This is a genomic window from Meridianimarinicoccus marinus (assembly GCF_040689105.1).
In the GTDB taxonomy this organism is placed as follows: domain Bacteria; phylum Pseudomonadota; class Alphaproteobacteria; order Rhodobacterales; family Rhodobacteraceae; genus Meridianimarinicoccus; species Meridianimarinicoccus marinus.
The window spans coordinates 148,873-174,999 of record NZ_JBFBVU010000005.1; the positions used below are offsets into that span (position 1 = coordinate 148,873).

The 26,127-nt window shown below is 63.6% G+C and carries 23 protein-coding genes and 1 tRNA gene; 13 read left to right on the forward strand and 11 right to left on the reverse strand.

The window, feature by feature from the left end; translation table 11 throughout:
- Positions 1-100: 100 nt before the first annotated feature.
- Positions 101-3,721 (forward strand): cadherin-like domain-containing protein, encoded by a 3,621-nt coding sequence (locus AB0T83_RS06365; protein WP_366192202.1) that lies wholly within the window; start codon positions 101-103, stop codon positions 3,719-3,721.
- A gap of 281 nt (positions 3,722-4,002) precedes the next feature.
- On the opposite strand, the gene AB0T83_RS06370 is transcribed toward AB0T83_RS06365, so the two are convergent.
- From AB0T83_RS06370 to AB0T83_RS06400, 7 genes are all read right to left on the reverse strand, one after another.
- Entirely contained in the window at positions 4,003-4,749 is a 747-nt protein-coding gene (locus AB0T83_RS06370; RefSeq protein ID WP_366192203.1) for an outer membrane protein, read from the reverse strand.
- Positions 4,750-4,813: 64 nt separating this feature from the next.
- Positions 4,814-5,020, reverse strand: a complete 207-nt coding sequence (locus AB0T83_RS06375; protein WP_366192204.1) for a hypothetical protein — start codon at positions 5,018-5,020, stop codon at positions 4,814-4,816.
- The gene (locus tag AB0T83_RS06380; RefSeq protein ID WP_366192205.1) at positions 5,017-5,793 is read right to left on the reverse strand and encodes a DUF2092 domain-containing protein; all 777 of its coding nucleotides are present in this window, start codon (positions 5,791-5,793) and stop codon (positions 5,017-5,019) included. The genes AB0T83_RS06375 and AB0T83_RS06380 overlap by 4 nt, the downstream gene beginning before the upstream one ends.
- Positions 5,794-6,094: 301 nt before the next feature.
- The gene (locus AB0T83_RS06385) at positions 6,095-6,964 is read right to left on the reverse strand and encodes a hypothetical protein (RefSeq protein WP_366192206.1); all 870 of its coding nucleotides are present in this window, start codon (positions 6,962-6,964) and stop codon (positions 6,095-6,097) included.
- A 40-nt stretch (positions 6,965-7,004) separates the two neighbouring features.
- On the reverse strand, positions 7,005-8,399 hold the full coding sequence (gene gad, locus AB0T83_RS06390) for a glutamate decarboxylase (RefSeq protein WP_366192207.1): 1,395 nt from the start codon (positions 8,397-8,399) through the stop codon (positions 7,005-7,007).
- 269 nt (positions 8,400-8,668) lie between these two features.
- Entirely contained in the window at positions 8,669-9,469 is an 801-nt protein-coding gene (locus AB0T83_RS06395; protein WP_366192241.1) for a substrate-binding domain-containing protein, read from the reverse strand.
- Positions 9,470-9,662: 193 nt separating this feature from the next.
- The gene (locus AB0T83_RS06400; RefSeq protein ID WP_366192208.1) at positions 9,663-10,349 is read right to left on the reverse strand and encodes a substrate-binding domain-containing protein; all 687 of its coding nucleotides are present in this window, start codon (positions 10,347-10,349) and stop codon (positions 9,663-9,665) included.
- A 311-nt stretch (positions 10,350-10,660) separates the two neighbouring features.
- Here AB0T83_RS06400 and AB0T83_RS06405 point away from each other — a divergent pair, with 311 nt between their 5' ends.
- Complete coding sequence (locus tag AB0T83_RS06405; RefSeq protein ID WP_366192209.1) at positions 10,661-12,052, forward strand: multicopper oxidase family protein; 1,392 nt, start codon at positions 10,661-10,663, stop codon at positions 12,050-12,052.
- A gap of 67 nt (positions 12,053-12,119) precedes the next feature.
- Here the strand turns inward: AB0T83_RS06405 and AB0T83_RS06410 are convergent, their stop codons facing one another.
- Positions 12,120-13,010 (reverse strand): NAD-dependent epimerase/dehydratase family protein, encoded by an 891-nt coding sequence (locus tag AB0T83_RS06410; RefSeq protein ID WP_366192210.1) that lies wholly within the window; start codon positions 13,008-13,010, stop codon positions 12,120-12,122.
- Positions 13,011-13,068: 58 nt separating this feature from the next.
- Entirely contained in the window at positions 13,069-13,803 is a 735-nt protein-coding gene (locus AB0T83_RS06415; RefSeq protein WP_366192211.1) for a VIT1/CCC1 transporter family protein, read from the reverse strand.
- A 261-nt stretch (positions 13,804-14,064) separates the two neighbouring features.
- Here AB0T83_RS06415 and AB0T83_RS06420 point away from each other — a divergent pair, with 261 nt between their 5' ends.
- The 6 genes from AB0T83_RS06420 to AB0T83_RS06445 are packed head-to-tail and all read left to right on the forward strand — an operon-like array spanning position 14,065 to position 19,570.
- Positions 14,065-15,252 carry a D-alanyl-D-alanine carboxypeptidase family protein gene (locus AB0T83_RS06420; protein WP_366192212.1) on the forward strand — a complete coding sequence of 396 codons (1,188 nt, stop codon included), beginning with the start codon at positions 14,065-14,067 and terminating at the stop codon, positions 15,250-15,252.
- Positions 15,249-15,896 (forward strand): dTMP kinase, encoded by a 648-nt coding sequence (tmk, locus tag AB0T83_RS06425; RefSeq protein WP_366192213.1) that lies wholly within the window; start codon positions 15,249-15,251, stop codon positions 15,894-15,896. The genes AB0T83_RS06420 and tmk overlap by 4 nt, the downstream gene beginning before the upstream one ends.
- Positions 15,893-17,011 (forward strand): DNA polymerase III subunit delta', encoded by a 1,119-nt coding sequence (locus tag AB0T83_RS06430; protein ID WP_435891148.1) that lies wholly within the window; start codon positions 15,893-15,895, stop codon positions 17,009-17,011. Before tmk ends, AB0T83_RS06430 begins: the two co-directional genes overlap by 4 nt.
- A gap of 10 nt (positions 17,012-17,021) precedes the next feature.
- Positions 17,022-17,840, forward strand: coding sequence for a TatD family hydrolase (locus AB0T83_RS06435; protein WP_366192214.1), 819 nt, complete (start codon positions 17,022-17,024; stop codon positions 17,838-17,840).
- Positions 17,840-18,637 carry an MBL fold metallo-hydrolase gene (locus AB0T83_RS06440; RefSeq protein WP_366192215.1) on the forward strand — a complete coding sequence of 266 codons (798 nt, stop codon included), beginning with the start codon at positions 17,840-17,842 and terminating at the stop codon, positions 18,635-18,637. Before AB0T83_RS06435 ends, AB0T83_RS06440 begins: the two co-directional genes overlap by 1 nt.
- A gap of 3 nt (positions 18,638-18,640) precedes the next feature.
- Positions 18,641-19,570, forward strand: a complete 930-nt coding sequence (locus tag AB0T83_RS06445; protein WP_366192216.1) for an AEC family transporter — start codon at positions 18,641-18,643, stop codon at positions 19,568-19,570.
- 65 nt (positions 19,571-19,635) lie between these two features.
- Here the strand turns inward: AB0T83_RS06445 and AB0T83_RS06450 are convergent.
- Positions 19,636-19,722: transfer RNA gene (locus tag AB0T83_RS06450), tRNA-Leu, on the reverse strand.
- A gap of 96 nt (positions 19,723-19,818) precedes the next feature.
- Here AB0T83_RS06450 and lipB point away from each other — a divergent pair.
- The 4 genes from lipB (at position 19,819) to AB0T83_RS06470 (ending at position 24,265) form a co-directional block, all read left to right on the forward strand.
- Positions 19,819-20,589, forward strand: coding sequence for a lipoyl(octanoyl) transferase LipB (lipB, locus tag AB0T83_RS06455; protein ID WP_366192217.1), 771 nt, complete (start codon positions 19,819-19,821; stop codon positions 20,587-20,589).
- A gap of 44 nt (positions 20,590-20,633) precedes the next feature.
- On the forward strand, positions 20,634-21,755 hold the full coding sequence (locus AB0T83_RS06460; RefSeq protein WP_366192218.1) for a hypothetical protein: 1,122 nt from the start codon (positions 20,634-20,636) through the stop codon (positions 21,753-21,755).
- A gap of 284 nt (positions 21,756-22,039) precedes the next feature.
- Positions 22,040-23,698, forward strand: coding sequence for a cytochrome c oxidase subunit I (gene ctaD, locus AB0T83_RS06465; RefSeq protein WP_366192219.1), 1,659 nt, complete (start codon positions 22,040-22,042; stop codon positions 23,696-23,698).
- Positions 23,699-24,265 carry a DUF2244 domain-containing protein gene (locus AB0T83_RS06470; RefSeq protein ID WP_366192220.1) on the forward strand — a complete coding sequence of 189 codons (567 nt, stop codon included), beginning with the start codon at positions 23,699-23,701 and terminating at the stop codon, positions 24,263-24,265.
- A 47-nt stretch (positions 24,266-24,312) separates the two neighbouring features.
- Here AB0T83_RS06470 and AB0T83_RS06475 read toward each other — a convergent pair whose 3' ends face one another.
- Positions 24,313-24,780, reverse strand: coding sequence for a GatB/YqeY domain-containing protein (locus tag AB0T83_RS06475; RefSeq protein WP_366192221.1), 468 nt, complete (start codon positions 24,778-24,780; stop codon positions 24,313-24,315).
- Between the two features lie 170 nt (positions 24,781-24,950).
- On the opposite strand from AB0T83_RS06475, the gene carA reads away from it, so the two are divergent.
- Positions 24,951-26,093, forward strand: coding sequence for a glutamine-hydrolyzing carbamoyl-phosphate synthase small subunit (gene carA / locus AB0T83_RS06480; protein ID WP_366192222.1), 1,143 nt, complete (start codon positions 24,951-24,953; stop codon positions 26,091-26,093).
- Positions 26,094-26,127 lie beyond the last annotated feature (34 nt).

Here is a 26,127-nt window from a genome sequence, read left to right on the forward strand (position 1 = left end):
CCAATAACCGCGATTCCGTTTATTTCTCGACACAATCATAGGTAAAGATTGTGTATCCTCTAAGTTGTTTTTAGGCATGACCTTGAAGGGGGACTTACCTATGTCCGGAATTATTCTCGACGGCACATCCGCAAACGAAAACATTCAAGGCACGCGCGACGACGACGTGCTTTCGGGTGGTGCGGGCAGTGACACGGTGCGCGGACGGCGGGGCAGTGATGTTCTGCTCTACGACGTGGATCTCAATGCTGGCGAAACCGATACCCTCGATGGCGGCCTTGGCTACGACACCCTTCGGCTTCTGATGTCGTCGGAGGACTGGCTGGATCCCGAGGTGCAGGCGCAGCTTGCGGCCTATCTGGTGTTCATGTCCGATGCGACGTCGGGTGGCACCCAGGAAGCGGAAAAGGAGTTCTTCTATTTCACCTGTTTCGACGGCCAGACACTGCGGGTGAACCGGATGGAGAACCTGGAGGTCTATGTCGATGGCAACCCGGTCGATCCCACCGACCCCCCGGCGATCGCAATCGACGATCTGGCAGCCGTCGCGGAAGACGGGCCGGACCTGAGCGGCAATGTCACCGACAACGACAGCCTTCTGGACGCTCCGGCCACGGTGAGTCTTGTGACGGGCCCTGCCCTCGGCGGCCTGATCCTGAATGACGATGGCAGCTATACCTACAGCCTGAACAATGGCAATCCGGCCGTGCAGGCGCTGGCGGTGGGCGAGACCCTGATCGACAGCTTCACCTATCTGGCAACCGATGCCAGTGGCGACACCGATACCGCCACCGTGACCATCACCATCACCGGCACCAACGATGGCCCCACGGCGGAAGACAACACGGCGACGACCGGAGAGGCCTCGACCGTCGTGACCGTGAACGTGCTGGCAAACGACAGCGACCCGGATACTTCTGACACGCTGACCATCACGGCTTTCGACGCGGTTTCGGTGGAAGGCGGACTGGTCAGCTACAACGGCGATGGCACCTTCACCTATGATCCAAATGGCCAGTTCGACGCCCTGCACGGCGGCGAAAGCGCCCTGGACAGCTTCACCTATACCATCGACGACGGCCACGGCGGCACCGACACGGCAACAGTGACCGTGACCATCGCGGGCGCGGATCGCTACGTTCTGTTCTACCAGGGCTATGACGTCTCGGGCGGCTACGAGTTGTGGGGGCTGGACGAGGACGGGGTTGCCCGGCGGATTGCCGACTCGGCCACCGGCACCGACAGCACCTTCCCCAAGAATTTCGCGGAACTTGACGGGGATCTGTATTTCACCGCCAGCGATCCGATCAATGGCAACGAAATGCGCAAGCTGGACGGCACTACGGGTGCGATTTCCCTTGTCGCCGACATCAACACCGGCAGCGGTGGCTCGTCGCCCGCCAACCTGCTGGCGTTCGATGGCGACCTGTATTTCACCGCCAGTGATCCCACCCATGGCACCGAGTTGCGCAAGATGGATGGCACCACCGGCGTCGTCAGCGTAGTGGCCGATCTGAACCCCGGCAGCGGCGGCTCCGCCCCCAAGAACCTGTTTGCCTTCAATGGCGACCTTTATTTTAGCGCTAGCGATCCGGCCAATGGGCAGGAATTGCGCAAAGTGGACGGCATCACGGGCGCTGTCACCCTTGTGGCCGATCTGAACGCTGGCGCCAGCGGCTCGAACCCGGCACAGATGATAGCCTTCAACGGGGATCTGTATTTCACCGCCAAGGACGCCGCGAACGGCATCGAATTGCGCCGGATGGATGGCACCACCGGTGCGGTCAGCCTTGTGGCCGATCTTGATCCGGGCAGCGCCGGCTCGACGCCCTCGGCCCTGACCGTGTTCAACGGTGATCTCTACTTCACCGCCTCGGATGCCAACGGGTCCGAATTGCGCAAGTTGGACGGCCTCACCGGCGTCGTCAGCCTGGTAACGGACCTGAACCCCGGCAGCGCCAGCGCTTCGCCCTCGGAGCTGACGGAACTGAACGGCGACCTGTACTTCCGCGCCACGGATGCAACCCATGGGTCCGAGTTGTTCAAGCTGGACGGCACCACCGGCGCGGTCGCCCTTGCCGCGGATGTGAACAGCGGCAGCGCCAGTTCCAACATCGCGCATGTGACCGCATACAATGGCGACCTGTATTTCAGCGCCTATGACGCCACCAGTGGCTATGAGTTGCGCAAGCTGGACAGCACCACCGGCACCACCAGCCTCGTGGCGGACCTGTTCGCGGGCAGCGGCAGTTCCTTTTCCAGCGAATTGACTGTGGTGGATGGAAAACTGGTGTTCCAGGCCAATGACGGCTCTGGCAACGCCCTGTTTTCTCACGACGGCACGGCCACCACCAAGGTCGCCCCGATCAACGACGCATCGTCCAATGCCGCCAACACCGGGTTTTTCGCCTTCAACGGCGACACCTATTTCTCGGCCTACGATCTGGCCAGCGGTGCCGAGTTGTACAAACGCGACGGTGTCACCGGCACGATCAGCATGGTGGCCGACATCAACCCCGGCACGGGGTTTTCCAGCCCGGCCCTGTTCACCGAATTGAACGGCGATCTCTATTTCACCGCCACGAACGGAAGCAGCGGCACCGAGTTGCACAAGCTGGACGGCACCACCGGGTACATCGGCCTTGTTGCCGACATCTTCCTGGGCAGCGGCAGCAGCAGCCCCAGCCAGTTGACCACCCTGAACGGCGATCTCTACTTTACCGCCTTCGACGTGACCAATGGTGTGGAATTGCGCAAGCTGGATGGCACCACCGGCACGGTCAGCCTTGCGGCCGATCTGAACAGCGGCAGCGGCAGTTCCAGCCCCATGGATCTGACCGCCTTCAACGGCGATCTCTATTTCTCGGCCTTCGATCCGACCAATGGCTTCGAGCTGCGCAAGCTGGACGGCACCACGGGCACGGTCAGCCTGGTGGCCGACATTTATGCCGGCAACGGCAGCTCCTATGCCAGCAATCTGTTCGAATTCAACGGCGACCTCTATTTCCGCGCGGGCGATGCCACGATCGGCACCGAATTGCGCAAGATGGACGGCACCACCGGCACGGTCAGTCTTGTGGCGGACCTTTACCTGGGCATCGGCAGTTCGAACCCCTCGCAGCTGACCGAGTTTGCCGGCGATCTGTATTTTACCGCCGAAACGGTGACCACCGGGGTCGAGTTGCGCAAGATGGACGGCACCACGGGTACCGTCACCACGGTGACCAGCATCCAGCCCGGCAGCGCCAGTTCGAACCCCTCGGAGCTGACTGCGTTCAACGGCGATCTGTATTTCACCGCTGATAATCCGGCCAGCGGCACCGAATTGCACAAGATGGACGGCACCACCGGCACTGTCAGCCTTGTGGCCGACATCAACAGTGGCAGCGCGGGATCGAACCCGCAGCAGTTGACCGTCTTCAACGGCGACCTTTATTTCGCCGCCGACGATGGCGTCTATGGTCAGGAGCTTTGGCGCATCGACGGCACCACCGGCGTCGACGAACTGGTCTTCAACATCGAAGATGGCCCCGGCGGGTCCGGTGTCACAAATCTGGATGTCATCGACGGCGAATTGGTGTTTCGCGCCGCCACCTATGAAACCGGCTGGGAATACTACCGCTACGACGGCACCACCCTGTCGGTTGAAAACGTCAACATGGACCCGGCCTGGTACAATCCCAGCCAGCTTTACGCGCCGGTGGACGAGTTCATGTTCTGAGCGTTGCGGGTGAACCATCGGCCGTCACGGCAGACTTCACAGCGGGGAAACCGTGTGTTTTCACGGCACGAAGCGGCGCCATGGGAAAAATGCGGCATACCTTATTCCATTGCCTGGGACAGTGGCATGAAGCGCGGCGGTGCTGTGCGCGATCAGTCGCCCATTGAACTGGAATGATCGGCTGATTGCTTGCCAACAGTCATCGGCGCGGCAGGATTTGCGTCCGCGCCGATGACATTGAATTGAAATCGGCGCGGACTTGTGGCCAATCGGTGCCTACTTCAGAAGCGATAGGTCCCGCCGATCAGGAAGCCGCCAAGACCGAGATCGGCCTTCGACCCTCCGATCTTCTTCTGGATGTCCATGTAGCGATAGGCGAATTCCGCCGACCAACTGTCGTTGAACTGGTAGCCGATGCTGGCCAGCGCCTGCCAGGTCGAATTGTCGGCCGACAATCCGCCCACATCGGCCACCAGCCTGCCATACCAATCATCGCCGAAAGGCACCCGCAGGCGCGCGGCCACCAGGGGGACGGTCCAGGTGGATTTGGCTTTGTTGGACTGGCTGGCCGCCGTGCCCGCCGAGTTGAAATCGGTCTTCAATTCGACGCCAAAGGATCGAAAGCCGACACCGACATCCAAAGCCGCGTCGGACGCAGAATAGGCCCGGTACAACGCATAACCGCTGATCGCCGTTACCTTGGTGTCCACATCAACGGTGTCGAATACGACCCCTGCAGGGGCATCTTCCTGCTTGCCAAGATTGGCATAGAGCCCGTCCAGCACGAAGCCCCAACGATCATTGCGGGCCTCGAAGGCGCCCATGAACGCGCCCTTGAGGTTGTCAAGGACATCGCTGCCGCCGCCGTCCAGATCCACCTTACCGTATTCGGTGTCCACGGAGCCGCCAAGGCTGGGCAGCCAGCCATAGATCGACGCGGCGTAGGTCCAGTCCTGTGCACTCGCGCAGGCCGGCGCCAGGGCCAGACCCGCGCAGAATGCGATGAGTTTTGATTTCGGTCCGATCATGTCAACCTTCCTTCCAAAGAGACGTCAGAAAAGCCGCGCCGTCGCGGTGTGATCCCGCGCGGCCTCAGCAATCGTATACACCCACGGCGCAGCGGCGCACGGTGCGCCGACCAACGCCCGCAACGCTGACCCGGGTCAGCGGGCGGCCGATGCGCGCCTCCGCCGCCGGGACAATGGAGCCGGTTCCAAACTGGTGTCCGGCAAATTCGGCAGCAGCTGTCAGGGCGAACAGGCCGGCGAGAACACAAGCAAAGCGCGCAGTACGGGTCATTGGATGGCCTCCAGCGTCAGATGGGCGGGGAAATTCGGGGCTTTGAGAGCGAAGGTGTCCATGTCCACCTCCATCATGCCGTCGTCGGGCGTGAAGGAAAACGCGGCGCCATCAGTTGTTTCGCGCCAGTCGCGCACGGTGACACGGTACTGCGGGGCCTGGGCCACATCGCGCGAGGTGATGACAAAGCGGCAGGGGTACGGCGTGTCCCCCTGCGCGACCCAAAGCTGCCAGTCGGCCTGAAAGTTGCGGAACGCCAGATGATCGCATTCGATGCCGCCGATCACGCCGCTGCCCATGTCCTTCACTTCGGTCACCTCCTCCAACAGCGTTTCGGCGGCATTCGGGATCAGCAGATCCGCTGCCGGAAGCGGTCGGGCATAGGTATCGCGCAAGGCGTCGATCAGCGCGGCCAGGTCATCCTCGAACGGCACGGTGGTGTAGAGCGCAGTGTCGGCATCGGCCACGGTAAGGCCCCCGCCATCGAAGACCATCTCAAGATCCGTGAAGCCGCCCTTGCTGGTCACATGGACCTGACCGGGGCGGGCCACGGCGATATGGCCCGAGCGCGCAAGCCCCAGTTTCTCGCCATCAACGGTGACCACATCCTGTTCCGTATCGAAGTCGAAAGAGAACGTGTCGAGCGCGCCGAGATAGTCCGACATGGATTGAAGGATGCGCCGTGCGTCGGCCTCGTCGGCATGTGTCGCGACGGGCAGAAGGCTCGCGGTCAATGCCGTCGCAATGATCCCGGCCAGTGTATTGGATTTCATATAGACCTCTTCAAATATGTTGCCTTTGGGGGTGATCGGCCAAACGCCTTTGCGGATCGGCCAGCGCCGGCGGCAACTCCCGGTCTTCTGTTTCGCCCGTGTCTGAAGGACGGCCGCGAATGATTACTATTCGGAATGATACTCCCTCGGCAGGCTTGGCCCGGATGATATATATCAACGTGTGCGGCAGTGGTTTGACTTTCGAGGCCAGAACCAAACCCAATTTCAAACACCGCCCTCATCAGGTTTCAACGACCGCGCGCGCGTACGGAAGCGTTTAGAATTTCATGGACTTATCGCCCTAGGCCGGTGCAGAAGCTCCAGTTTTGCGGGCTTGCGCGCTTTCGCGCATCAGCAGCACCGCCCCGATGAAAAAGCACAGCGCCCCAAGCCAAAGCAGGGCATTGGCCGCGACCGGGATCCATCCCGGCTCTGTGTGCGGCGGTACGAATGCCAACAGGCTTGAGATCAGGAAAAACACACACCCAAGCAGGTTGATGCTGACGATGGTCCAGTCCAGATCCTTCGGCTTCCAGGCCCAATAGCCGTGGCAGACCTCGATGAAGGCCAGATAGCCGGACAGGAGAAACAGGAGGGAGCCGATCATGCCCGGCCCCCAGATCGCCAGATCCTGCAGCACCCATTGCGACGGCGCGGTGATCGCATCGAAGGTGTTGAAGTTGAAGGCGACCGTGCCGATGAACTGCGCAAAGGTGCTCAGCCATCCGGGGTTGTTCGGATGCCAGCCGATCAGCGCGACACCGTTTCCCTGGCCAATATCCTTCGGGTCGGGGCGGAAGTCAGCGGCATTGGCGGCCTGGAAATGCTGCAGGTAGCCGGCGGTGGTGAACGGGATCGAGCCGAGGAAGAAGATCACCGCAATCTGGGTCCCGGAGGGCGCGGCCGACCACCCCGTTGGCAACAAGGACGCCCCCGCGCCCAGCATGAACAGCAGCGCCCCGATGGCAAACACCAGCCCGATGATCCAGTTGTAGGTGCTGCTTTGCCAGAAGGGCACCGCGAGGGCCTCATGCCCCCGCTCTGCCCGCAGCAGCCCCTTGCGGTTTTGGCGGGCACGCCACAGCAACCGGTGCCCGTGATGCGAATACCGGCGCAGGGTGACAAAGGGCCAGGCCCCCGCGGTTCGCAGGTCTGCCGGATGTCCGTTCATGCGATGCCCTCAGACAGCACGACTGCCGCCATCCCTGCCCTCAATGATGGAAGCCCGAGGCATCTTCATCGGTCATCGGCCGCTGGATCGGATGCGCCTCGAAGTGCTTCATGGCCGCTTTCATGTCCATGACCAGAAGCGAACACAGGTCATGGCTGACCCCGTTGCGTACAAGGATGCGCTGGATCGCCTGATCCTGACAGTTCGCCGGAAGCGTATAGGCCGGCACCTGCCAGCCGCGCACCCGCAACCGGTCCGCCAGATCGAACAGGGTAAAGCCCGGATCTGCACCGTCCTTCAGTTTCCACGACACCGCCGGTATGCCGCGGTCGGCCTCGCCACCGAAGACAATCTCGAACGGGCCCATCGCGGCGATCTCGCGCGCCAGGAAAGCGGTGCTCTGGTAGCAGGCGGAATGCACCTTGCGGTAGCCCTCGCGCCCCAGCCGCAGGAAGTTGTAGTACTGGCAGACCACCTGCCCGCCCGGCCGCGAGAAGTTCAGCGCGATGTCGCGCATGTTGCCGCCCAGATAGTTGACCCAGAACACCATGTCCTCGGGCAGATCCGCCGCTTCGCGCCACATGACCCAGCCGACCCCCAGCGGCGCCAGGCCGAACTTGTGGCCGGAGGCATTGATCGACTTGACCCGCTGCAGGCTGAAGTCCCACGGCAGGTCCGGGGCGCAGAACGGGGCCAGGAAAGCGCCGCTGGCGCCGTCCACATGGATCGGAATGTCCAGCCCGGTCTCGGCCTGATAGCGGTCCAACGCGTCACTGACCGCCTGCACCGGCTCATATTCCCCGGTGAAGGTGACGCCCAGGGTCGGCACAACCCCGATGGTGTTCTCGTCGCAGCGCGCCAGAACCTCTTCCGGCGTCATCAGCAGGCGGCCGTCTTCCATCGGGATCTCGCGGTGTTCGATGTCCCAGTAGCGGGTGAACTTGTGCCAGCAGATCTGCACCGGACCGGTGATCAGATTGGGTTTGCCGATGTGTTTTCCAGCGGCCTTCTGGCGCGCTTCCCAGCGCCGCTTCATCGCCAGCCCGCCCAGCATCGCCGCTTCGCTCGATCCGGTGGTCGATGTGCCGACTGCGGGGCCTTCGGGCGCATTCCACAGGTGCGCCAGCATGCGCACACAGCGGGCTTCGATCTCGGCGGTCAGGGGGTATTCGTCCTTGTCTACCATGTTCTTGTCGATGCAATCCTCCATCAACTGGTGAACTTCCGGCTCCTCCCAGGTCTGGCAGAAGGTGGCGAGGTTCTGACGGGCATTGCCGTCCAGCATCAGTTCATCGCGGATGGCGGCATAGACATGCTGCGGCTGGCGCGACCCGTCGGGAAACTGCGCCCGCGGAAGCTGCCGCGCCTGATCGCTCGCGCCGTAGATTTCATCCTCGATACGGTCGGTATCGGCTGTCGATTTTTCGGTGGTCAAGATGGTGTCTCCCTGTGCGGCGGCGCCCGTATTGAAACGGCGCACACGGCCCAGGCCCAAGATATTCCTGGCCTTCAAATGGCGTATCCGCGTTCAAAATTCTGGGTGAAGTAAACTATCCGGGGGTTGCTTGGCCTGACTATTGAATGGGCGAAGCTTACGCAGTGGCCTTCACGGGCTGCAAGGGGTGTTTCCGGCAATGCGCCAATTCCTGGCCGGATCCGACAAACGCGGGTCAGGCGTCCCGGCCACCTTCTTCTGCCCGGCCGTCACACCCCCTGCACGGGGATGTTTTCCTTGAAGATGATCCGCGGTTCGATGAATTTGCGCATCAGGCTGGGGACCAAGGACACGATGGACCCCAGCAGCGCGATTACCGACTGATCCGCCACAAGAACAGCGTTCTGGTCGATCACCGCATCGACCGTGCCATCCAGAAGATACTGCCGCATTTCCGAGGTCTGGTCGTGGCAGATGAACACAAGGTCGTCCTGTCGTCCGGCCTGTGTCAGCGCCTCGGCGACCCCGGCCCTGCCCCCGCCGACGCAATAGATGCCGGCAAGGTCGGGTGTGGATTTCAGCACCCGGCACGCCATGTCGCGCCCTTCGCTGCGGGCATCGAAAACCTCGACCGCGCCGGAAATCTGCAAGGCGGGAAATTCTTCCTGCAGGATCGAGCGGAAGCCCAGATCACGCTCTTCATGCCCGCGATACCGGCGCGAGCCCATGAACACACAAATCCCGGTACGATCGCGCGGCACCAGACGGCCCATCAGCAGACCGGCCACCCGCCCGGCGGCCACATTGTCGACCTCGACATTGGCCGCGCGTTGGATCGATGGAATGTCCGAAGCGATGGTCACGACCCGCGTCCCGGTGTCTGCCAGATCCTTCAGCATCTCGCGGATACGCGGGTGATCGGTGGCCAACACTCCGACGCCGCTGGTTTCGGGCGACAGATTTTCGGCGGCGGCGATCAGATGCTCCGGCATCAGCCCCTCGACAGGGTGAACCCTGCATGAAGCCACCAGTGGCAGGCGGTCGCGAAAGACCTCGATCTGGCGCGCCATGGCCTTGAGAAACGCGTTGGATCCTGAGAGGCCCCATTTGAGTAGTCCGATTTGAAGGTTTGTGCATGGGGTTGGCCTTTGGTCCATCTGGACGATGGCCTCCGGCGCAGGTCGGCGGTTGCCCAAGGCACTGTGGGGTTGTTTGGTGTTGTGGTGTTTCCTCCAGCTTTCCCGGCGCAAGCCCGGCTTGGTCTCACCCCCGCGCAACCGACCCGGTCACCTTGTCACCCAGCCCGATCATGGCGCTGATCTTGTCGCCATTCACGATAACATAATCGGTCATGCGCTGGATGACCTCGGCCTGATCGCGCGTCGCATCGGTCACTTCCCAGGTGATGTTCATTGGCTCGAACACCTCGGCGATGCCCTTTTCCTCTTCGACCCCATAGGAGGCGCCGGGCACTTCAACCGGAATCCAGACGAAATCGCCTTCCTTCACGTGGCCGTTGTCGACCAGATACTGTGCCCAGATGCGGCCGAAGGCCTTCAGGTCGCCGCCCACATAGGCGTTACAGTCCGGGGCGTCGTCCGAGGTGTTGAAGTTCACCGCCGGGATGCCTTCGGCGCGCGCTTCGGCCGCGACATCGACCATCGACCCCGGATCGGGGCTGGTGGAGCAGATGCCATCGGCCCCGGCGGCAAGCGCCGCCCGCATCGCTTCCTGATGGCTGGGCACATCGCCCGAATGGAACGACGTGCTTACGGAATAGCCCGTGGCATCGGGCCAGTCCTCGGCCCCTTGCAGGAAATAGGTCCAGACCGGATCCGCCGGTCCGCCGTGGGAAATCCAGCAGAGTGTCTTGTCCTTGTCTTGGGCAACCGCGCCACCGGCTGTCAGCGCGAGCGTCGCCGCCGCCCCCAGCAAAATACGTCTCATCATGGTCTGTCTCCTCCTCAGAGGCGCTTCGAACACGCTTGCTGCGGGCCTGTCGAACCTTGTCGTGCACCCCGACCATCGCATCCGCCCGCGCACATCGGGCAGTCTTCTCCCTTTGACGGCCTTGGCCTACGATAAGGACTCTGGTTTTCGCGGCATTGGCTCAACGTTGTATCACATCAATCAGATCGGTCCTGGATCTGGCAGACGGACCTTGCGGTGCTATTGTCAGGTCGAGGCAGGGTGGTCGGCCGGCGCCGGTTGTGGGAAACAGTCATCGGACCACGTCGGGCAGGCTTGCGAGGGAGCAAAGAATGATTTGCCGCAGAACGCTTCTGAAAACCGGTGCCAGCCTGGCGGCGCTGCCGCTCCTGCCGGGGCGCCTGCATGCCGAGGTGGCGCTGACCCCGGTGATCGAGGCCCGCGTGGCGCAGGCGCAGATCGCCCCCGAGGGGTATCCGCAAACAGAGGTCTGGAGCTTTGACGGAAAACTGCCGGGGCCGGAAATTCGTGCGCGTCAGGGCAGCCGCCTGACCCGCAAGCTGGTCAACGCGCTGACCGCGCCGACCTCGGTGCATTGGCATGGCATCCGCATCGACAACGCCATGGACGGGGTGCCGGGCGTCACGCAGCAAGCCGTGCAACCGGGCCAGACCTTTCTGTATGATTTCGATCTGCCGGATGCCGGAACCTATTGGTATCACTCGCACAACCAGTCCTACGAACAGGTGGCGCGCGGCCTGCACGGCCCCCTGATCGTTGAAGAGCGTGACGCCCCGGACGTGGACCGCGACGTGACCCTGATGCTGGACGATTTCCGCCTTGATCCCGAGACCGGGCAGATCGCGGGTTTCGACAACATGCATGACTTCAGCCATGGCGGCCGGATCGGCAACATCACGCTCACCAACGGCACCTTCAACAAGAACCTGCAAACCCGGCAGAATGAACGCTTGCGACTGCGGCTGATCAATGTGGCCACCGCAAGGATTTTCACCCTGAATGTGCAGGGGCTGGACGGCTGGATCATGGCACTGGACGGGATGCCGCTGGAGGCCCCGCGCCCGTTGAACGAACCAATGCTGCTTGCCCCGGCGCAGCGGATCGACCTGATCGTGGATATCTCCGCCGAGGAGGGAGATGCTGCACATCTGGTGCGGATGGAGCGCGACGAGGCGTTTTCACAGGTTCTTATTGAAGTGCGCGGCGTGTCCGCTTCCCGCCCGCGCGGCACCCCGGACCCTTTGCCGCCCAACCCGGACATGGTGGTCACGCGGCTGGACGACGCGTTGCAAAGCCATCTTCGGATGGACGGCGGTGCCATGCGGGGCTTTGCCTCGGCCCGGATGGCGGGCCAGGAGGTCAGTTTTCGCGAGGCTGCGGAAAATGGCCAGTTCTGGGCCTTTAACGGGATGGTCGGCATGCCGGAGGCACCGCTGCTGGTGGCCGAGCGGGGCCAGACAGTGCGCGTGACGCTGCAGAACGACACCATGTTCCCCCATGCCATGCATCTGCACGGCCACCACTTCCGCGAGATCCATGCCGACGGCACGCTGGGTCCGCTGCGCGACACGCTGCTGATGTTCGGCGACGAGCGTCGCGAGATCGCCTTCGTGGCCAGCAATCCCGGCGACTGGGTGTTTCATTGCCACATGCTGGCCCATGCCGCCTCGGGCATGATGACCCGTATCAAGGTGCTGGCCTAGCTGTCCGGTCCCGTCCGGGTCACGCGGCTTTGAGGCGGCAGATTGAGGCCCGGATAGCGCCTGCCTGTCAGGATTCTGCGACGTAGGCCCGCCAGTTGTGCTGTTCCCTGAAGCCCAGCATCGTCCGGATCTTCCGGTTCGAGAACAGCGCCTCATCTTCGTCCAGCGGCCGTGTCACCGGCACATCCGGGTAGAACCGTTCCAGCAGCGCGCTGTTGGGCAGGTTGACCGAATTGGTATCGTTGCCTGCGTTGAAGATCTGGAACCCCAGCCCGTCGGTCTTCACGCAAAGATCGACGATCTGGCCAAGGTCGCGGGCATCGATGTAGCAAAAGATGTTGCGCCGCCGGACCACCGGATCGGCAAAGAAGCCCGGAAAGCGGCTGTAGTCCTGCGGCTCGATGACATTGCCGATGCGCAGCCCGTAGATGTCGATGCCGGACCGGCGCTGAAACGCGCGGGCGGTTTTCTCGTTCACCACCTTCGACAGCCCGTAGCTGTCCATCGGGTTGGTGTCATGTTCCTCGTCCACCGGCAGGTAGTCCGGACGCACCTCGCCATCCGCGAAACAGACCCCATAGGTGGTTTCCGACGACGCAAAGACGATCTTCGGGATGCCGAGTTTCACCGCCGCCTCGATCACGTTGTAGGTGCCGATCGTGTTGATCCGGAAGGTCTCGTGATCGGGCTGGATCAGGATCCGCGGGACGGCGGCGAAATGCACCACGGCATCGAAACGGGGCACGCCGGTGCCGGGATCCAATTCGTCGAAACCGGCATAGCTGGTCATGACGTTGAACATCGATCCGCTGTCGGTGATGTCGGCGATCAGGTTGTCGATGCCCGGTTCTTCCAGCGGTCGCAGATCCACATTGACCACCCGGTGGCCCTGATCGCGCAGGTAACGGCAGGCATATTTTCCGGCTTTTCCGGACCCGCCGGTAAACAGGATACGCATCACTTCACCTTTCCGAATTGATACCGCGCTTTGGCGCGGGTCTCGATCTCTGATTGTGCTAGCCCGCCACCATCGCGCCGACGGCAAACGCGACGATGGCGCAGGTGGTGCCCACCAGAACCGTCTCTCCGACACAGCGCAAGAGGTTTTCCCGCGTCGACCACCAGCGCAGCACACCCAGCATCACAAGTGCCGCAAAGGTTGCCATGACCGAGGCCAGGAACACCGCCTGGCCGGGGGCGAACAGGAAATAGGGCACCAGCGGGATCACCCCGAAGGCGACAAAGGACAGAAATGTCATCAAGCCGTCCAGCACCGGCGACCCGTTGCGCATGTCCTGCATCTGCAATTCGTAGCTCATCATCATATCGGCGACGAGTTCCGGGCAGTCGATCAGGTCCTGCGAGATCCGGTCGGCCGTGTCAGGCTGCATTCCGCGCTCGACCAGCATCTGGACGATCTCCTGCCGCTCCTGCGCGGGGTTGGTTCGCAGTTGCTCAAGCTCGACCCGGCGTTGCGACACGTACAGATCCCGCTGCGACCGGGTCGACAGAAACTCGCCCAGCCCCATCGACACCGCATCGGCGAAAAGATTGGCCAGACCGAACACCAGAACCGCCAGCGCCCCGATCTGTGCCGTGCCTTCGGCCGAGGCGCCTGCGAATCCGGCGACAATGGCGAAGGTCGTGACGATACCGTCGTTGCCCCCATAGACGATCTGCTTGAGAAACTCCTGCAGCCGCCCCAGCCCGTGTTCCTCGCGGCGATGGGTGTCCCAGTTGATCTCTGCCATTGGCATGCCTTTCGAAGCAGGTCAGGGCCGTATCCTTGGCGGATCCTCAACAGTCCGGCTGCCGGCCATGGTCCCGACGATACCGTTTTCCACACGCGTGCGGCAGGCCTTGCTGTCGCCCGTTTGGGCGAAATTTGTCGCGGGCCGCAAACCGGCGGTTGTCGACGGCACCCGCCCGGAAATTCACCGCAACCGGGCGCATTGCGGTTCTCGGCTGACCGTGTGGTTGGACTTGCCCAAACCCGGTGCTAGGGTGCCGCCATGCGGATCAGACAAGGACCTGACATGCTGCGCGCTTTCGTGACCACCGGCCTGACCTTGGCCCTTCTTGCCCTTCCCGCCGCGGCTCAGACCGCGTTCGAAACGCAGGCCCGTGCGGCCTATGTGGTGGATCTCGGCACCGACACGGTGCTGCTGGAAAAGCAGCCCGACATCGCCCTGCCGCCGGCCTCCATGTCCAAGCTGATGACGCTGCTGATGCTGTTCGAGGCCCTGCGCGACAATCCCAATGTCACGCTGGACACCCGGTTCGGCGTGTCCACCAAGGCGCGGCAGATGGGCGGTTCGACCATGTTCCTGAACGAGCGCGACCGCCCCTCGTCAGACGAGCTGATCAAGGGCATCATCGTGCAATCGGGCAATGATGCCACCGTGGTCGTGGCCGAAGGTCTGGCGGGCACCGAAGACGCCTTTGCCCGGATGATGAACGCCCGCGCGAAAGAGCTGGGGATGGAGAATTCCACCTTCGCCAATGCCTCGGGTTGGCCCAATCCCAACCACCGGATGAGCGTGCGCGACCTGGCCGTCCTGGCCGAGCATCTGATCGAGGATTTCCCCGAATACTACGGCTTCTTCGCCATGCCCGAGTATGAATACGACGGCCGCGCACCGGACAACCGTTTCAACCGCAACCCGCTGCTGAAGCTGGACATCGGCGCAGACGGGCTGAAGACCGGCCATACCGAGGAAGCCGGCTACGGGCTTGTCGGCTCGGCGCGGCAAGGCACCCGCCGCATCGTCTTTGTCGTCACCGGCCTGCCGTCGGCAGCCGCCCGCGCGCAAGAGGCCGAGCGCATCGTCAGCTGGGCCTTCCGCCAGTTCGTCGAAATTGAGGTGGCAGAGGCGGACGAGCGTATTGCCGAGGCGGATGTCTGGATGGGCAACGTGCAAAAGATCGGCCTTGTGGCCCCCGATGACCTGAAGATTCTGACCGGCGCGGTGCAGAACGATGTCGCGGCGGAAGTGGTCTTTGAAAGCCCGATCCAGGCCCCGATCGCCGCAGGCCAGCCGGTGGCCGAACTGGTCATCACCCGCCCCGGTCTGCCCGAGGCGCGCCTGCCGCTGGTGTCGGATCAGGATGTGACCTTCGGCGGTTTCGTGCCGCGTCTGCGCAGCGCCGGTCAGGTGCTGCTGTCCCGGGTCATCGGTCAGGCGGAAGGGCTGTTTTGAGCGCCGCACACCAGCCGCCCCGGTTCATCAGTTTCGAAGGCATCGACGGCAGCGGCAAGTCCACCCAGGCGCGGTTGCTGGCCGAGCATCTGCGGGCACAGGGCCGCGAGGTTGTGCTGACCCGCGAACCCGGCGGCTCGCCCGGCGCCGAGGACATCCGCCGTCTGGTGCTGGGTGGCGCCCCCGACCGCTGGTCGCCGGAAACCGAGATCCTGCTGTTCACCGCCGCCCGGCGCGACCATTGGGAACGCACGATCCGGCCCGCGCTGGACCGCGGCGCCACGGTCATCACCGACCGCTTCGCAGACAGCACGCGGGTCTACCAGGGCACCACGCGCGGTGACCTGACCGAGATGGTGGATCGGCTGCATGCGCTGATGATCGGGGTGCAGCCCGACCTGACCTTTGTCCTTGACCTGCCCCCGGCGCAAGGGTTGGACCGCGCCGTCGCGCGCGAGGCCGGTGCGGCGCAGGACGAAAGCCGCTTCGAAGGCTTCGGGCTGAGCTTTCAGGAACGCCTGCGCGCCGGGTTCCATGACCTCGCCCGGCAGGCGCCGGAACGTGTCCGCCTGATCGACGGCACCGGGTCGCTGGACACCGTGGCCGCCCGAGTACAGGCTGTGCTGGAGACCGAACAGGCATGATCGGCATCGCCCCGGACCTGCCCGAACCCGACCGCGCCGAAGGGGCCGCGCATCCAAGGTTTGCGATGTCGCTGGTGGGCCATGAGCGGGCGCAGAGCCAATTCCTGGAGGCCGTAAACACCGGCCGGTTGCACCATGCATGGCTGATCACCGGCCCGCCCGGCATCGGCAAGGCCACGCTGGCGTGGCGGCTGGCGCGTTTCCTTCTGACCACGCCCGAGCCGTCCTCGGATGCGAGCCTGTTCGGGGCGCCCGAACCGCTGACCAGCCTCGATCCCGGTCCCGACACCGCACCCCTCAGCCGGGTCGAAGCGCTGTCCGAGCCCGGCCTGTTCCTGTTGCGCCGGGGCTGGGACGCAAAGACAAAAAAGCTGCGCACGGTCATCACCGTGGACGAGGTGCGGGCGCTGAACGGGTTCTTCGCCCTGTCACGCCCCGATGGCGGGCGCCGCGTGGTGATCGTCGATGCCGCCGACGAGATGAACGCCAATGCCGCCAACGCGCTTCTGAAACGGCTGGAGGAACCGCCCGCGCAGACGGTTTTCCTGCTGGTCAGCCACATGCCTTCGCGCCTGTTGCCGACCATCCGCTCGCGCTGCCGTACCCTGCCCTGCACCCGGCTGCCCGAGGCGCAGATGGCCGAGGTGCTGGCGCGGCTGTTGCCCGATACGCCAGCCGACGAACGCGCGGCGCTGGCGCAACTGGCCGACGGCAGCCCCGGCACCGCGCTGCGTCTTCAGGTGCATGACGGGGTGTCGCTGGGTCGCGAGATCGACGCGCTTCTGGCCTCCATGCCCGGTGTCGACCGGATGCGGGCGGTGGCGCTGGCGGCGGGGCTGTCGGCACGCGATGCACAGGACAAGCGCAGCCTGTGTCTGGACCTGATGGATCAGGCCATGGCGCGGATCGCCCGCGCCGGTGTTCTGGGCGGCGACGGTCCGCTGGCGCGGCTGGCACCCGACCCGGATGCTGGCCGACGATGGGCGCAAGCGCAGCAGGACGAATCCGCGCGGGTTCGGCGGGGACTGGCGGTCAATCTTGACGCTCACAGCCTCATCCTCGATATGGTTCTGAGAATAGACAAGCTGGCAGCAGACTGCGCCGCCGGAAGGTAACCATCGCGTCATGACAGATCCCCTACAGCCCCGGCTGGTTGACAGCCATTGCCACCTTGATTTCCCGGATTTCCAGGGCGAACTGCCCCAGGTGGTCGCCCGCGCCGCCGAGGCTGGGGTGACACGTATGGTCACCATCTGCACCTGGCTGCGCAACGCCCCGCAGGTGCGTGCCATTGCCGAGGCGCATGATCCGGTGTTCTGGGCCGGCGGTACCCATCCGATGAGCGCGGCCGAGGAACCGCTGGCCACGGTCGAGGATCTGGTGGCGTTGGCGGCACATCCGAAATTCGTGGGTATTGGAGAGACCGGGCTGGACTATCACTACACCTCGGAAAGCAAGGGCGTGCAGCAGGACAGCCTGCGCATCCATATCGAGGCCGCCCGGCAGACCGGCCTGCCGCTGATCATCCATGCCCGCGCCGCCGACGAAGACATGGCCCGCATCCTGACCGAGGAACACCGGGCCGGGGCCTTTGACTGCGTGATGCACTGCTTCTCGTCTGGGCGCGATCTCGGCCTGGCGATGCTGGATCTGGGCTTCTACCTGTCGATGTCGGGCATTGCGGCCTTCCCGCGCTCGCAAGACCTGCGCGACATCTTCAAGGAAGCCCCCTTGAACCGCATCCTTGTCGAGACCGACGCCCCCTATCTTGCCCCGCCGCCACATCGCGGCAGGCGCAACGAGCCGGCCTATGTCGCCAAAACCGCCTCCGTCGGGGCCGAGGTCTTCGGCGTCAGCGCACAGGACTTCGCCCGCCAGACAAGCGCCAATTTCGACCGCCTGTTTGCCAAGGCCGCCGCCTGGCGTGCAGCGGATACCGCCTGATGGATGAGATCCGGTTGACCATTCTGGGCTGCGGATCGTCCGGCGGGGTGCCCCGGCTGGGCGGGCATTGGGGTGAATGCGACCCCGACAACCCCCGCAACCGACGGCGGCGCTGTTCGCTGCTGGTCGAACGCGAAGGCCCTGAGGGCACCACGACGGTGCTGATCGACACCTCGCCCGACATGCGCGATCAATTGCTGAGTTCCGGCGTCGGCGTGCTGAACGGCGTGGTCTATACCCACAGCCACGCGGACCATGTGCACGGGCTGGATGACCTGCGCCAGATCGTATTCAACACCCGCGAGCGTCTGGACGTCTGGGCCGATGCGGACACCAGCGACAACCTGCTGTCGCGCTTCGGCTATGCCTTCGTGCAGCCCGAGGGCTCGCCCTATCCGCCGATCCTGAACCTGAAACTGATTACTGGCGATGTGGTGGTCCCCGGCCCCGGCGGCGATGTGGTGCTGCGACCCTTCTCCGTGGCCCATGGCGGGATCGACGCGCTGGGGTTCCGCATCGGCGACGTGGCCTATCTACCCGATGTCTCCGAGATCCCCGATGCCACCTGGCCGATGCTGGAAGGGCTGGACTGTTTTATCGTCGATGCCCTGCGCCGCAAGCCGCATCCCACCCATGCGCATCTGGACCGCAGTCTGGACTGGATCGCACGGCTCGCGCCGCGCCGCGCCATTCTGACCAACATGCACATAGATCTGGACTATGCCACCGTGGCCGCCGAAACCCCGGACCACGTGGTGCCGGCGCATGACGGGCTTACCGTCAGATTCCCGGTCTGACCCGTGGGCGCGCTGATCGAAGTCGTCCTTCCGGTCTTTCTGGTCATCGGCGCGGGGTACCTGACCACCGCACGCGGGCTGTTCAGCGACAGCAGTGTGAACGGGCTGATGCAGTTCACGCAGAAATTCGCAATCCCCTGCCTGCTGTTCCGCGCAATTTCCACGCTGGACCTTTCGGCGGGCTTCGATCTGCGCCTGCTGGCCAGTTTCTATGTCGGCGCGTTCTCCGGGTTCGTGCTGGGCTTTCTGGGCGCGCGTTTCCTGTTCCAGAGATCCTGGAGCGATTGCGTCGCCATCGGCTTTTGCGGGTTGTTTTCCAATTCGGTCATGCTGGGCCTGCCGATTGCCGAGCGCGCCTACGGGGCCGAGTCGCTGGCCCCGAATTTCGCCATCATCTCAATCCACGCGCCGTTCTGCTATCTGGTGGGCATCACCGCGATGGAAATCGTGCGCGGCGGCAGTCAGAGCACCTGGCGCACCTCGCTGCGCATCCTGAAGGCGATGTTCTCGAACGCGCTGGTGATCGGGCTGGCGCTGGGTCTGCTGGTCAACCTGACCGGGCTGCCGGTGCCCGGTGCGCTGAACGATGCCGCCGACCTGATCGCCCGCACAGCACTTCCGGCGGCGCTGTTTGCATTGGGCGGCGTGCTGACCCGCTATCGCCCCGAGGGCGACGCCAAGGCCATCGCCTTCATCGTGGCGATCTCGGTGCTGGTGCATCCGGCGATCGTCTGGGTCATGGGACAGGTTCTGGACCTGCCGCACGACGCGTTCCGCGCCGCCGTCCTGACGGCAGCCATGGCGCCCGGCGTCAACACCTATGTCTTTGCCGACATGTACGGTTCGGCCCGCCGGGTCGCCGCATCGGCGGTCTTGCTGGGCACGGCGGTGTCGGTGGGAACGGTCTGGTTCTGGCTGCAGGTGCTGGGATAGCGCCGCGAAACGCGGGCGATCCGGCTTGACGCTGTTGCCAGTTGGCCATGTCCGAAGGTCTGTCCTGGTGCGGTCGAGAAGACTCGAACTTCCACGGGAGTTACCCCACAGCGACCTCAACGCTGCGCGTCTACCAATTCCGCCACGACCGCATCTCAGTGACAGTGGCGGGGGTGTATCCGACCGTTTCGGGGATGTGAAGCGGTTTTCCCGGCACGGAAGGCACTTTTTTCGCCGCCGCCGACCGCATGGTTCCGCGCGGCTCAACGGGCCGCCGACCCGCGCGGCTTTGCCGATTGCCCCGCGCCACGGCGCCCGCTAGAACCTGCCGGAAACACATGAGGACGCGCGTGGTTACCTGGACCATCACAGACGGCTTAACCCCTTATCCGGACGCCCTGGCGGCGATGGAGGCCCGTGCCGCCGCCATCCGCAACGGCACCGCCGACGAGCAGATCTGGTTGTTGGAACATCCGCCGCTGTACACCGCCGGCACCAGCGCCGATCCCGCGGACCTGACCGATCCGGACCGCTTCCCGGTCTATGATGCCGGCCGGGGCGGGCAATACACCTATCACGGCCCCGGCCAGCGCGTGGCCTATGTCATGCTGGATCTGACAAAGCGCGGGCGCGACGTGCGCCAGTTCGTGGCCCAGGTCGAGGATTGGGTCATCGACACGCTGGCCGAGTTCAACGTCAAGGGCGAACGCCGCGCCGGCCGCGTCGGGGTCTGGGTGGTGCGCCATGACAAGCCGCTGAACCCGGACGGCACCCCGCAGGAAGACAAGATCGCCGCCATCGGCCTGCGCCTGCGCCGCTGGGTCAGCTTCCACGGCCTGTCGATCAACGTCGAGCCGGACCTGAGCCATTTCGACGGCATCATCCCCTGCGGCATCCGCGAGCATGGGGTGACCAGCCTTGTAGATCTGGGCTTGCCGGTGACGATGGACGACGTGGACGCCGCCCTGCGCAAGACGTTCGACCGATCTGCGCTGGAAGCTTGCCAGACCAGGATATAGACGGTGGTCCCTGCCCGGCAGGAACGACAAGGAAAGTTGCGGTCATGAGTATCAAGGAAGACATCGTCTTGCACATTGGTGCGCCGAAGTGCGGCAGCAGTTCGCTGCAGGCGACGCTGTCGCAACAGCCGGACTTCCAGTCCCGCTCGGGGCAGAAATTTTCCTATGTCGCAGCGCATCACCGTGGCGGGATGATCGCGGGCGAAGACGTTGTGACAGACGCGCGCAAGTCGGTCTTCGGCTACACTTCCTCGCCCGATGCCACCCCGAACCAGCCCAACCCGTGGATGGAACAGATGCCGGGTCACCTGCGCAAGATTGTCGAGGGCGGCCGCACCCCCATCCTGTCCGCCGAGGGCTGGATCAATCGGGCAAGGCAATTCAGGGAAAGCCGGTTTCTTGAAAGGGAAAACCTGTCAGCCCATGTGGTGGTCTTTGTCCGGCCACCAGCAGAATGGCTCAACAGCGCCTGGTGGCAGTGGGGCGTGTGGTCCGATGTCACGCTGGACCGGTTTGTGCGCGCAAATATCGAGTCAGCTCGCTGGAACGCGCTTGCGCATGTTTGGTCCCAGGTTCCGGGTGTGGAACGTGTTTCGGTCCGGCTGGCCAGTTCGGATGCGGTCCGCAGCTTCTACGACATTCTGGATGCCGAGCCCCCGGCGCTGGCCAACAGCAACTCGGGCATTCCGACCTCGCTGTTGTATTTCATGACCCGCAACCGGGAATTTCGGAAGAACGCGCACACGCCTCAGGTGGAATTCGCCGCCGCACGCCAGTTGAACTGGAAGGAGCCGACGCCATGGGTGTTGCGCGAGGATCTTGTGGCCTATGTGCTTCACCACCTGTTTCCGGCCAACCGGAATCTCATGAATCGGATGACCCCGGCCGACCGATCTGCCGTCGACGAGGATCCCAAGTGGTGGGACTATGAGTATTACAAGGCCCGCCCCCTTGTGGATCCCGATACCTACAGCCAACCTGCGGCGTTGCAAGACCTCGCGAAGGCCATGATCGCTCGCTTGCAGTCGTGTGATTGCGCACTGCCGTCAGAGTTGGTTGCAGAGGTTGAGGACTGGACCAAGGGTGTCGAGGTGCCCCGCGCCGACAAGACCATAGCCACGCTTTTGCGCGACTTGTGCAAACTGGATCAGGCGCAGCGGGGATGATCCCCTTGCGCTGCGGGCAAGTCAGGCCCTTGGTGTGCGCACCCGTCCGAAACAACCGTAACAAAATGTCGCGGAGCTCTCATGCTCACATGCGATAGTCTGATTTCTCAAGCTGCAACGGCGCTTTACGCGCCGAGACTGCCAAGCTAAACGCGCACACTGTGGCGGTACAATGACACAGATCAAACCGCTGTCTGTCATTGCACCGGCATGGGCGGACGACTACAAACATCGTGAAGTCCGGACCCCTGCGTCCGGTAGGAATTAGCAATCGGGAGGCACGTATGGCGGACGCAGCCATTCACGGCCATGACCATGAAGACCAGCGCGGCTGGTTCACTCGGTGGTTCATGTCAACCAACCACAAGGATATCGGGATCCTCTACCTGTTCGTGTCAGGTGTTGTCGGTCTGATCTCGGTCCTTTTCACCGTGTTCATGCGGCTGGAGCTGATGAGCCCCGGTGTGCAGTTCATGTGCATGGAAGGCTTCATGGCCGACCCCTGCACGCCGAACGGACATATCTGGAACGTGATGATCACCTATCACGGCGTCCTGATGATGTTCTTCGTGGTGATTCCAGCCCTGTTCGGCGGTTTCGGCAACTATTTCATGCCGTTGCAGATCGGCGCGCCGGACATGGCGTTTCCGCGTCTGAACAACCTGTCGTTCTGGCTCTATGTCACCGGGGTGTGCCTGGGCGTCGCCTCGATGCTGACACCGGGCGGCAACAGCCAGCTTGGCTCGGGCGTGGGCTGGGTGCTCTATCCACCGCTCTCGACGACCGAGGGCGGCATGTCGATGGACCTGGCGATCTTCGCAGTGCACGTGTCGGGCGCCAGCTCGATCCTGGGCGCGATCAACATGATCACCACCTTCCTGAACATGCGCGCGCCGGGGATGACCCTGTTCAAGGTGCCGCTGTTCTCGTGGTCGATCTTCGTCACGGCCTGGCTGATCCTGCTGTCGCTGCCGGTTCTGGCAGGCGCCATCACCATGCTCCTGACCGACCGCAACTTCGGAACGACCTTCTTTGATCCGGCTGGCGGCGGTGACCCGATCCTCTACCAGCACATCCTGTGGTTCTTCGGCCACCCGGAGGTCTACATCATCATCCTGCCCGGCTTTGGCATCATCAGCCATGTCATCGCGACCTTCTCGCGCAAGCCGATCTTCGGCTACCTGCCGATGGTCTGGGCACTGGTGGCCATCGGGGTTCTGGGCTTCGTCGTCTGGGCGCACCACATGTACACCGTGGGCATGTCGCTGACGCAGCAGTCCTACTTCATGCTGGCCACGATGGTGATCGCCGTGCCCACCGGGGTGAAGGTGTTCAGCTGGATCGCGACCATGTGGGGCGGTTCGGTGGAGTTCAAGGTGCCCATGCTCTGGGCCTTCGGCTTCCTGTTCCTGTTCACCGTGGGCGGCGTGACCGGCATCGTGCTCAGCCAGGCGGCTGTGGACCGGGCCTACCACGACACCTACTACGTGGTGGCGCACTTCCACTATGTGATGTCGCTGGGCGCGGTCTTCGCGATCTTCGCCGGGATCTACTTCTACATCGGCAAGATGTCGGGGCGGCAGTATCCCGAAGGGCTGGGCCGCATCCACTTCTGGATGATGTTCATCGGCTCCAACCTGACCTTCTTCCCGCAGCACTTCCTGGGCCGTCAGGGCATGCCGCGCCGCTACATCGACTATCCGGAAGCCTTCGCCTTCTGGAACACGGTCTCCTCGATCGGCGCGTTCATCTCCTTCGCCTCGTTCGTTCTGTTCATCTATATCGTCTGGTACACGCTGACGCGCGGCGAGAAGGTGACCGAGAACAACTACTGGAACGAGTACGCGGACACGCTGGAATGGACCCTGCCCTCGCCGCCGCCGGAGCATACCTTCGAGACGCTCCCCAAGCAGAGCGACTGGGACAAGGGCCACGCGCACTGAATGCCCATCGAATGGGTCAATGAAACGAAAGAGGCCCCGGAGATTTCCGGGGCCTCTTTTCATGACCGGGGGCAGCCGCCGCTGGCGGTGCTGCACCTGTGGCCGCATCGGTCCTTGCCCAAGAAGGGATTCGTTCTGTTCATCGCCATCACCTTTGTGCTGGTCCTGGTGCCGCTGCTGGCGGTGATCGGCACGCCGGTGCTGTGGGGCCTTCTGCCCTTCGTGCTGGTGGCGCTGGCGCTGATGTGGGCACTGCTGCAGAAGAATTATCGCGATGGCGAGATCCTGGAAGAGCTGACCCTTTGGTCCGATCGCGTGACGCTGATCCGCCGCGCCCGGCGGCAGCCGGATCAATCCTGGCAGGCGAATCCCTATTGGGTGACGGTGCAGTTGCACGAAAAGGCCGGTCCGGTGGAAAAATACCTGACCCTGAAGGGCGCCGGGCGCGAGGTTGAACTGGGCGCGTTCCTGTCCAGCGACGAACGCGCGGATCTCTACCTGATTCTCGCTGACCTTCTGCCCCGCGTTGCCGCCAGCGCCGCGCCCGGTCATCAGCCGCACGCATAGAAAAAGGGCCCCGAGAGGCCCTTTCCAGTTTTCCGATGTTGCGGGCGCTACGAGGCCAAACGCTCGCGCACTTCCGGCCCGACGGTTGCGAAATCCAGCCGTCCGGCGTGGCGCTGTTTCAGCAGGCTCATCACCTTGCCCATGTCGCGCAGCGACCCTGCGCCACTATCGGCAATGGCGTCCTTTATGGCCTGCTCCTTTTCCGCGTCGCTCAGCGGCTTGGGCAGGAATTCCGCAATGATTTCGGCTTCCTCGCGCTCCTGCTCGGCCAGTTCAAGACGGCCGCCCTCTTCATAGGCGCGCTCGCTTTCGCGGCGCTGCTTGACCATCTTGGTCAGAATGCCAAGCACTTCGTCATTGCCCAGGGCCGCGTCATCGCCCTCTTCGCAATTGCGCTTGGCGATCTCTAGATCCTTGATGGCCGCATTGATCAGGCGCAAGGTGGACAACCGGCGGGTGTCCTTGTCCTTCATCGCCTGTTTGAGTTGGCTTGAAACCTTGGTTTTAAGGTCCATCGGTGCTTCATCCCCATAAAACTCCAACCCGCTTTGTAGGTCGGTGACAGCAATGTGACAAGGGCAGGATGCTTCGCACCTTGCGGTCGTGTTCACGAACCCTTGACCCGCCCTGCGCCCCCCCTTAGGGATCGTGCGATTTTTCCCTTTGCTTCCCACGGAGATGCGCCATGTCCGCTACGCCCGCGCCTACCGCCTGCCTCGCCCTGGCCGATGGCACCCTGTTCTACGGAATCGGGTTCGGAGCAACCGGGCGCACCACCGCCGAATTGTGCTTCAACACGGCGATGACCGGCTATCAGGAGATCATGACCGACCCGTCCTATGCGGGCCAGATCGTGACCTTCACCTTCCCGCATATCGGTAATGTCGGCACCAACACCGAGGATGACGAGACCGCTCAACCGGTGGCCGAGGGCATGGTGGTGAAATGGGATCCGACACTGGCCTCGAACTGGCGCACCCAGCAGGAGTTGGGACCGTGGCTGGCCAAACAGGGCCGGATCGGCATGGGCGGGGTCGATACCCGCCGTCTGACCCGCGCCATCCGCCAGCAGGGCGCGCCCCATGTGGCGCTGGAACACAACCCCGACGGCCAGTTCGACATCGAGGCCCTGGTGGCCGCGGCGCGCGGCTTTGACGGGCTGGTGGGCAAGGATCTGGCCAAGGATGTGACCTGCGCCCAGTCCTACAGATGGGACGAAACCCGCTGGGCCTGGCCCGACGGCTATGGCAAGCGCGAGGGTGCAGCCCCCAAGGTCGTGGCCATCGACTATGGCGCCAAGCGCAACATCCTGCGCTGCCTGGCCTCGGCCGGCTGCGATGTGACCGTGCTGCCCGCCACCGCCACTGCCGAAGAGGTCCTGGCCCACGACCCGCAAGGCGTGTTCCTGTCGAACGGCCCCGGCGATCCCGCCGCCACCGGCACCTATGCGGTGCCGATGATCCGCCAGATCCTGGACACCACCGATCTGCCGGTCTTCGGCATCTGTCTGGGTCACCAGATGCTGGCGCTGGCTCTGGGCGCGCAGACGGTCAAGATGAACCACGGCCATCACGGCGCCAACCACCCGGTCAAGGATCTGGACACCGGCAAGGTCGAGATCACCTCGATGAACCACGGGTTCACCGTGGACAGCCAGACCCTGCCCGATGGTGTGATCGAGACCCATGTCTCGCTGTTCGACGGCTCCAACTGCGGCATCCGCATGGCCGACCGCCCGGTGTTCTCGGTGCAGCATCACCCCGAAGCCAGCCCCGGCCCGCAGGACAGTTTCTATCTGTTTGAGCGGTTTCGCGCCGCTATGGCTTGAGGGACCGGTTGATTCGCTTTTGAATTAAAGGCGA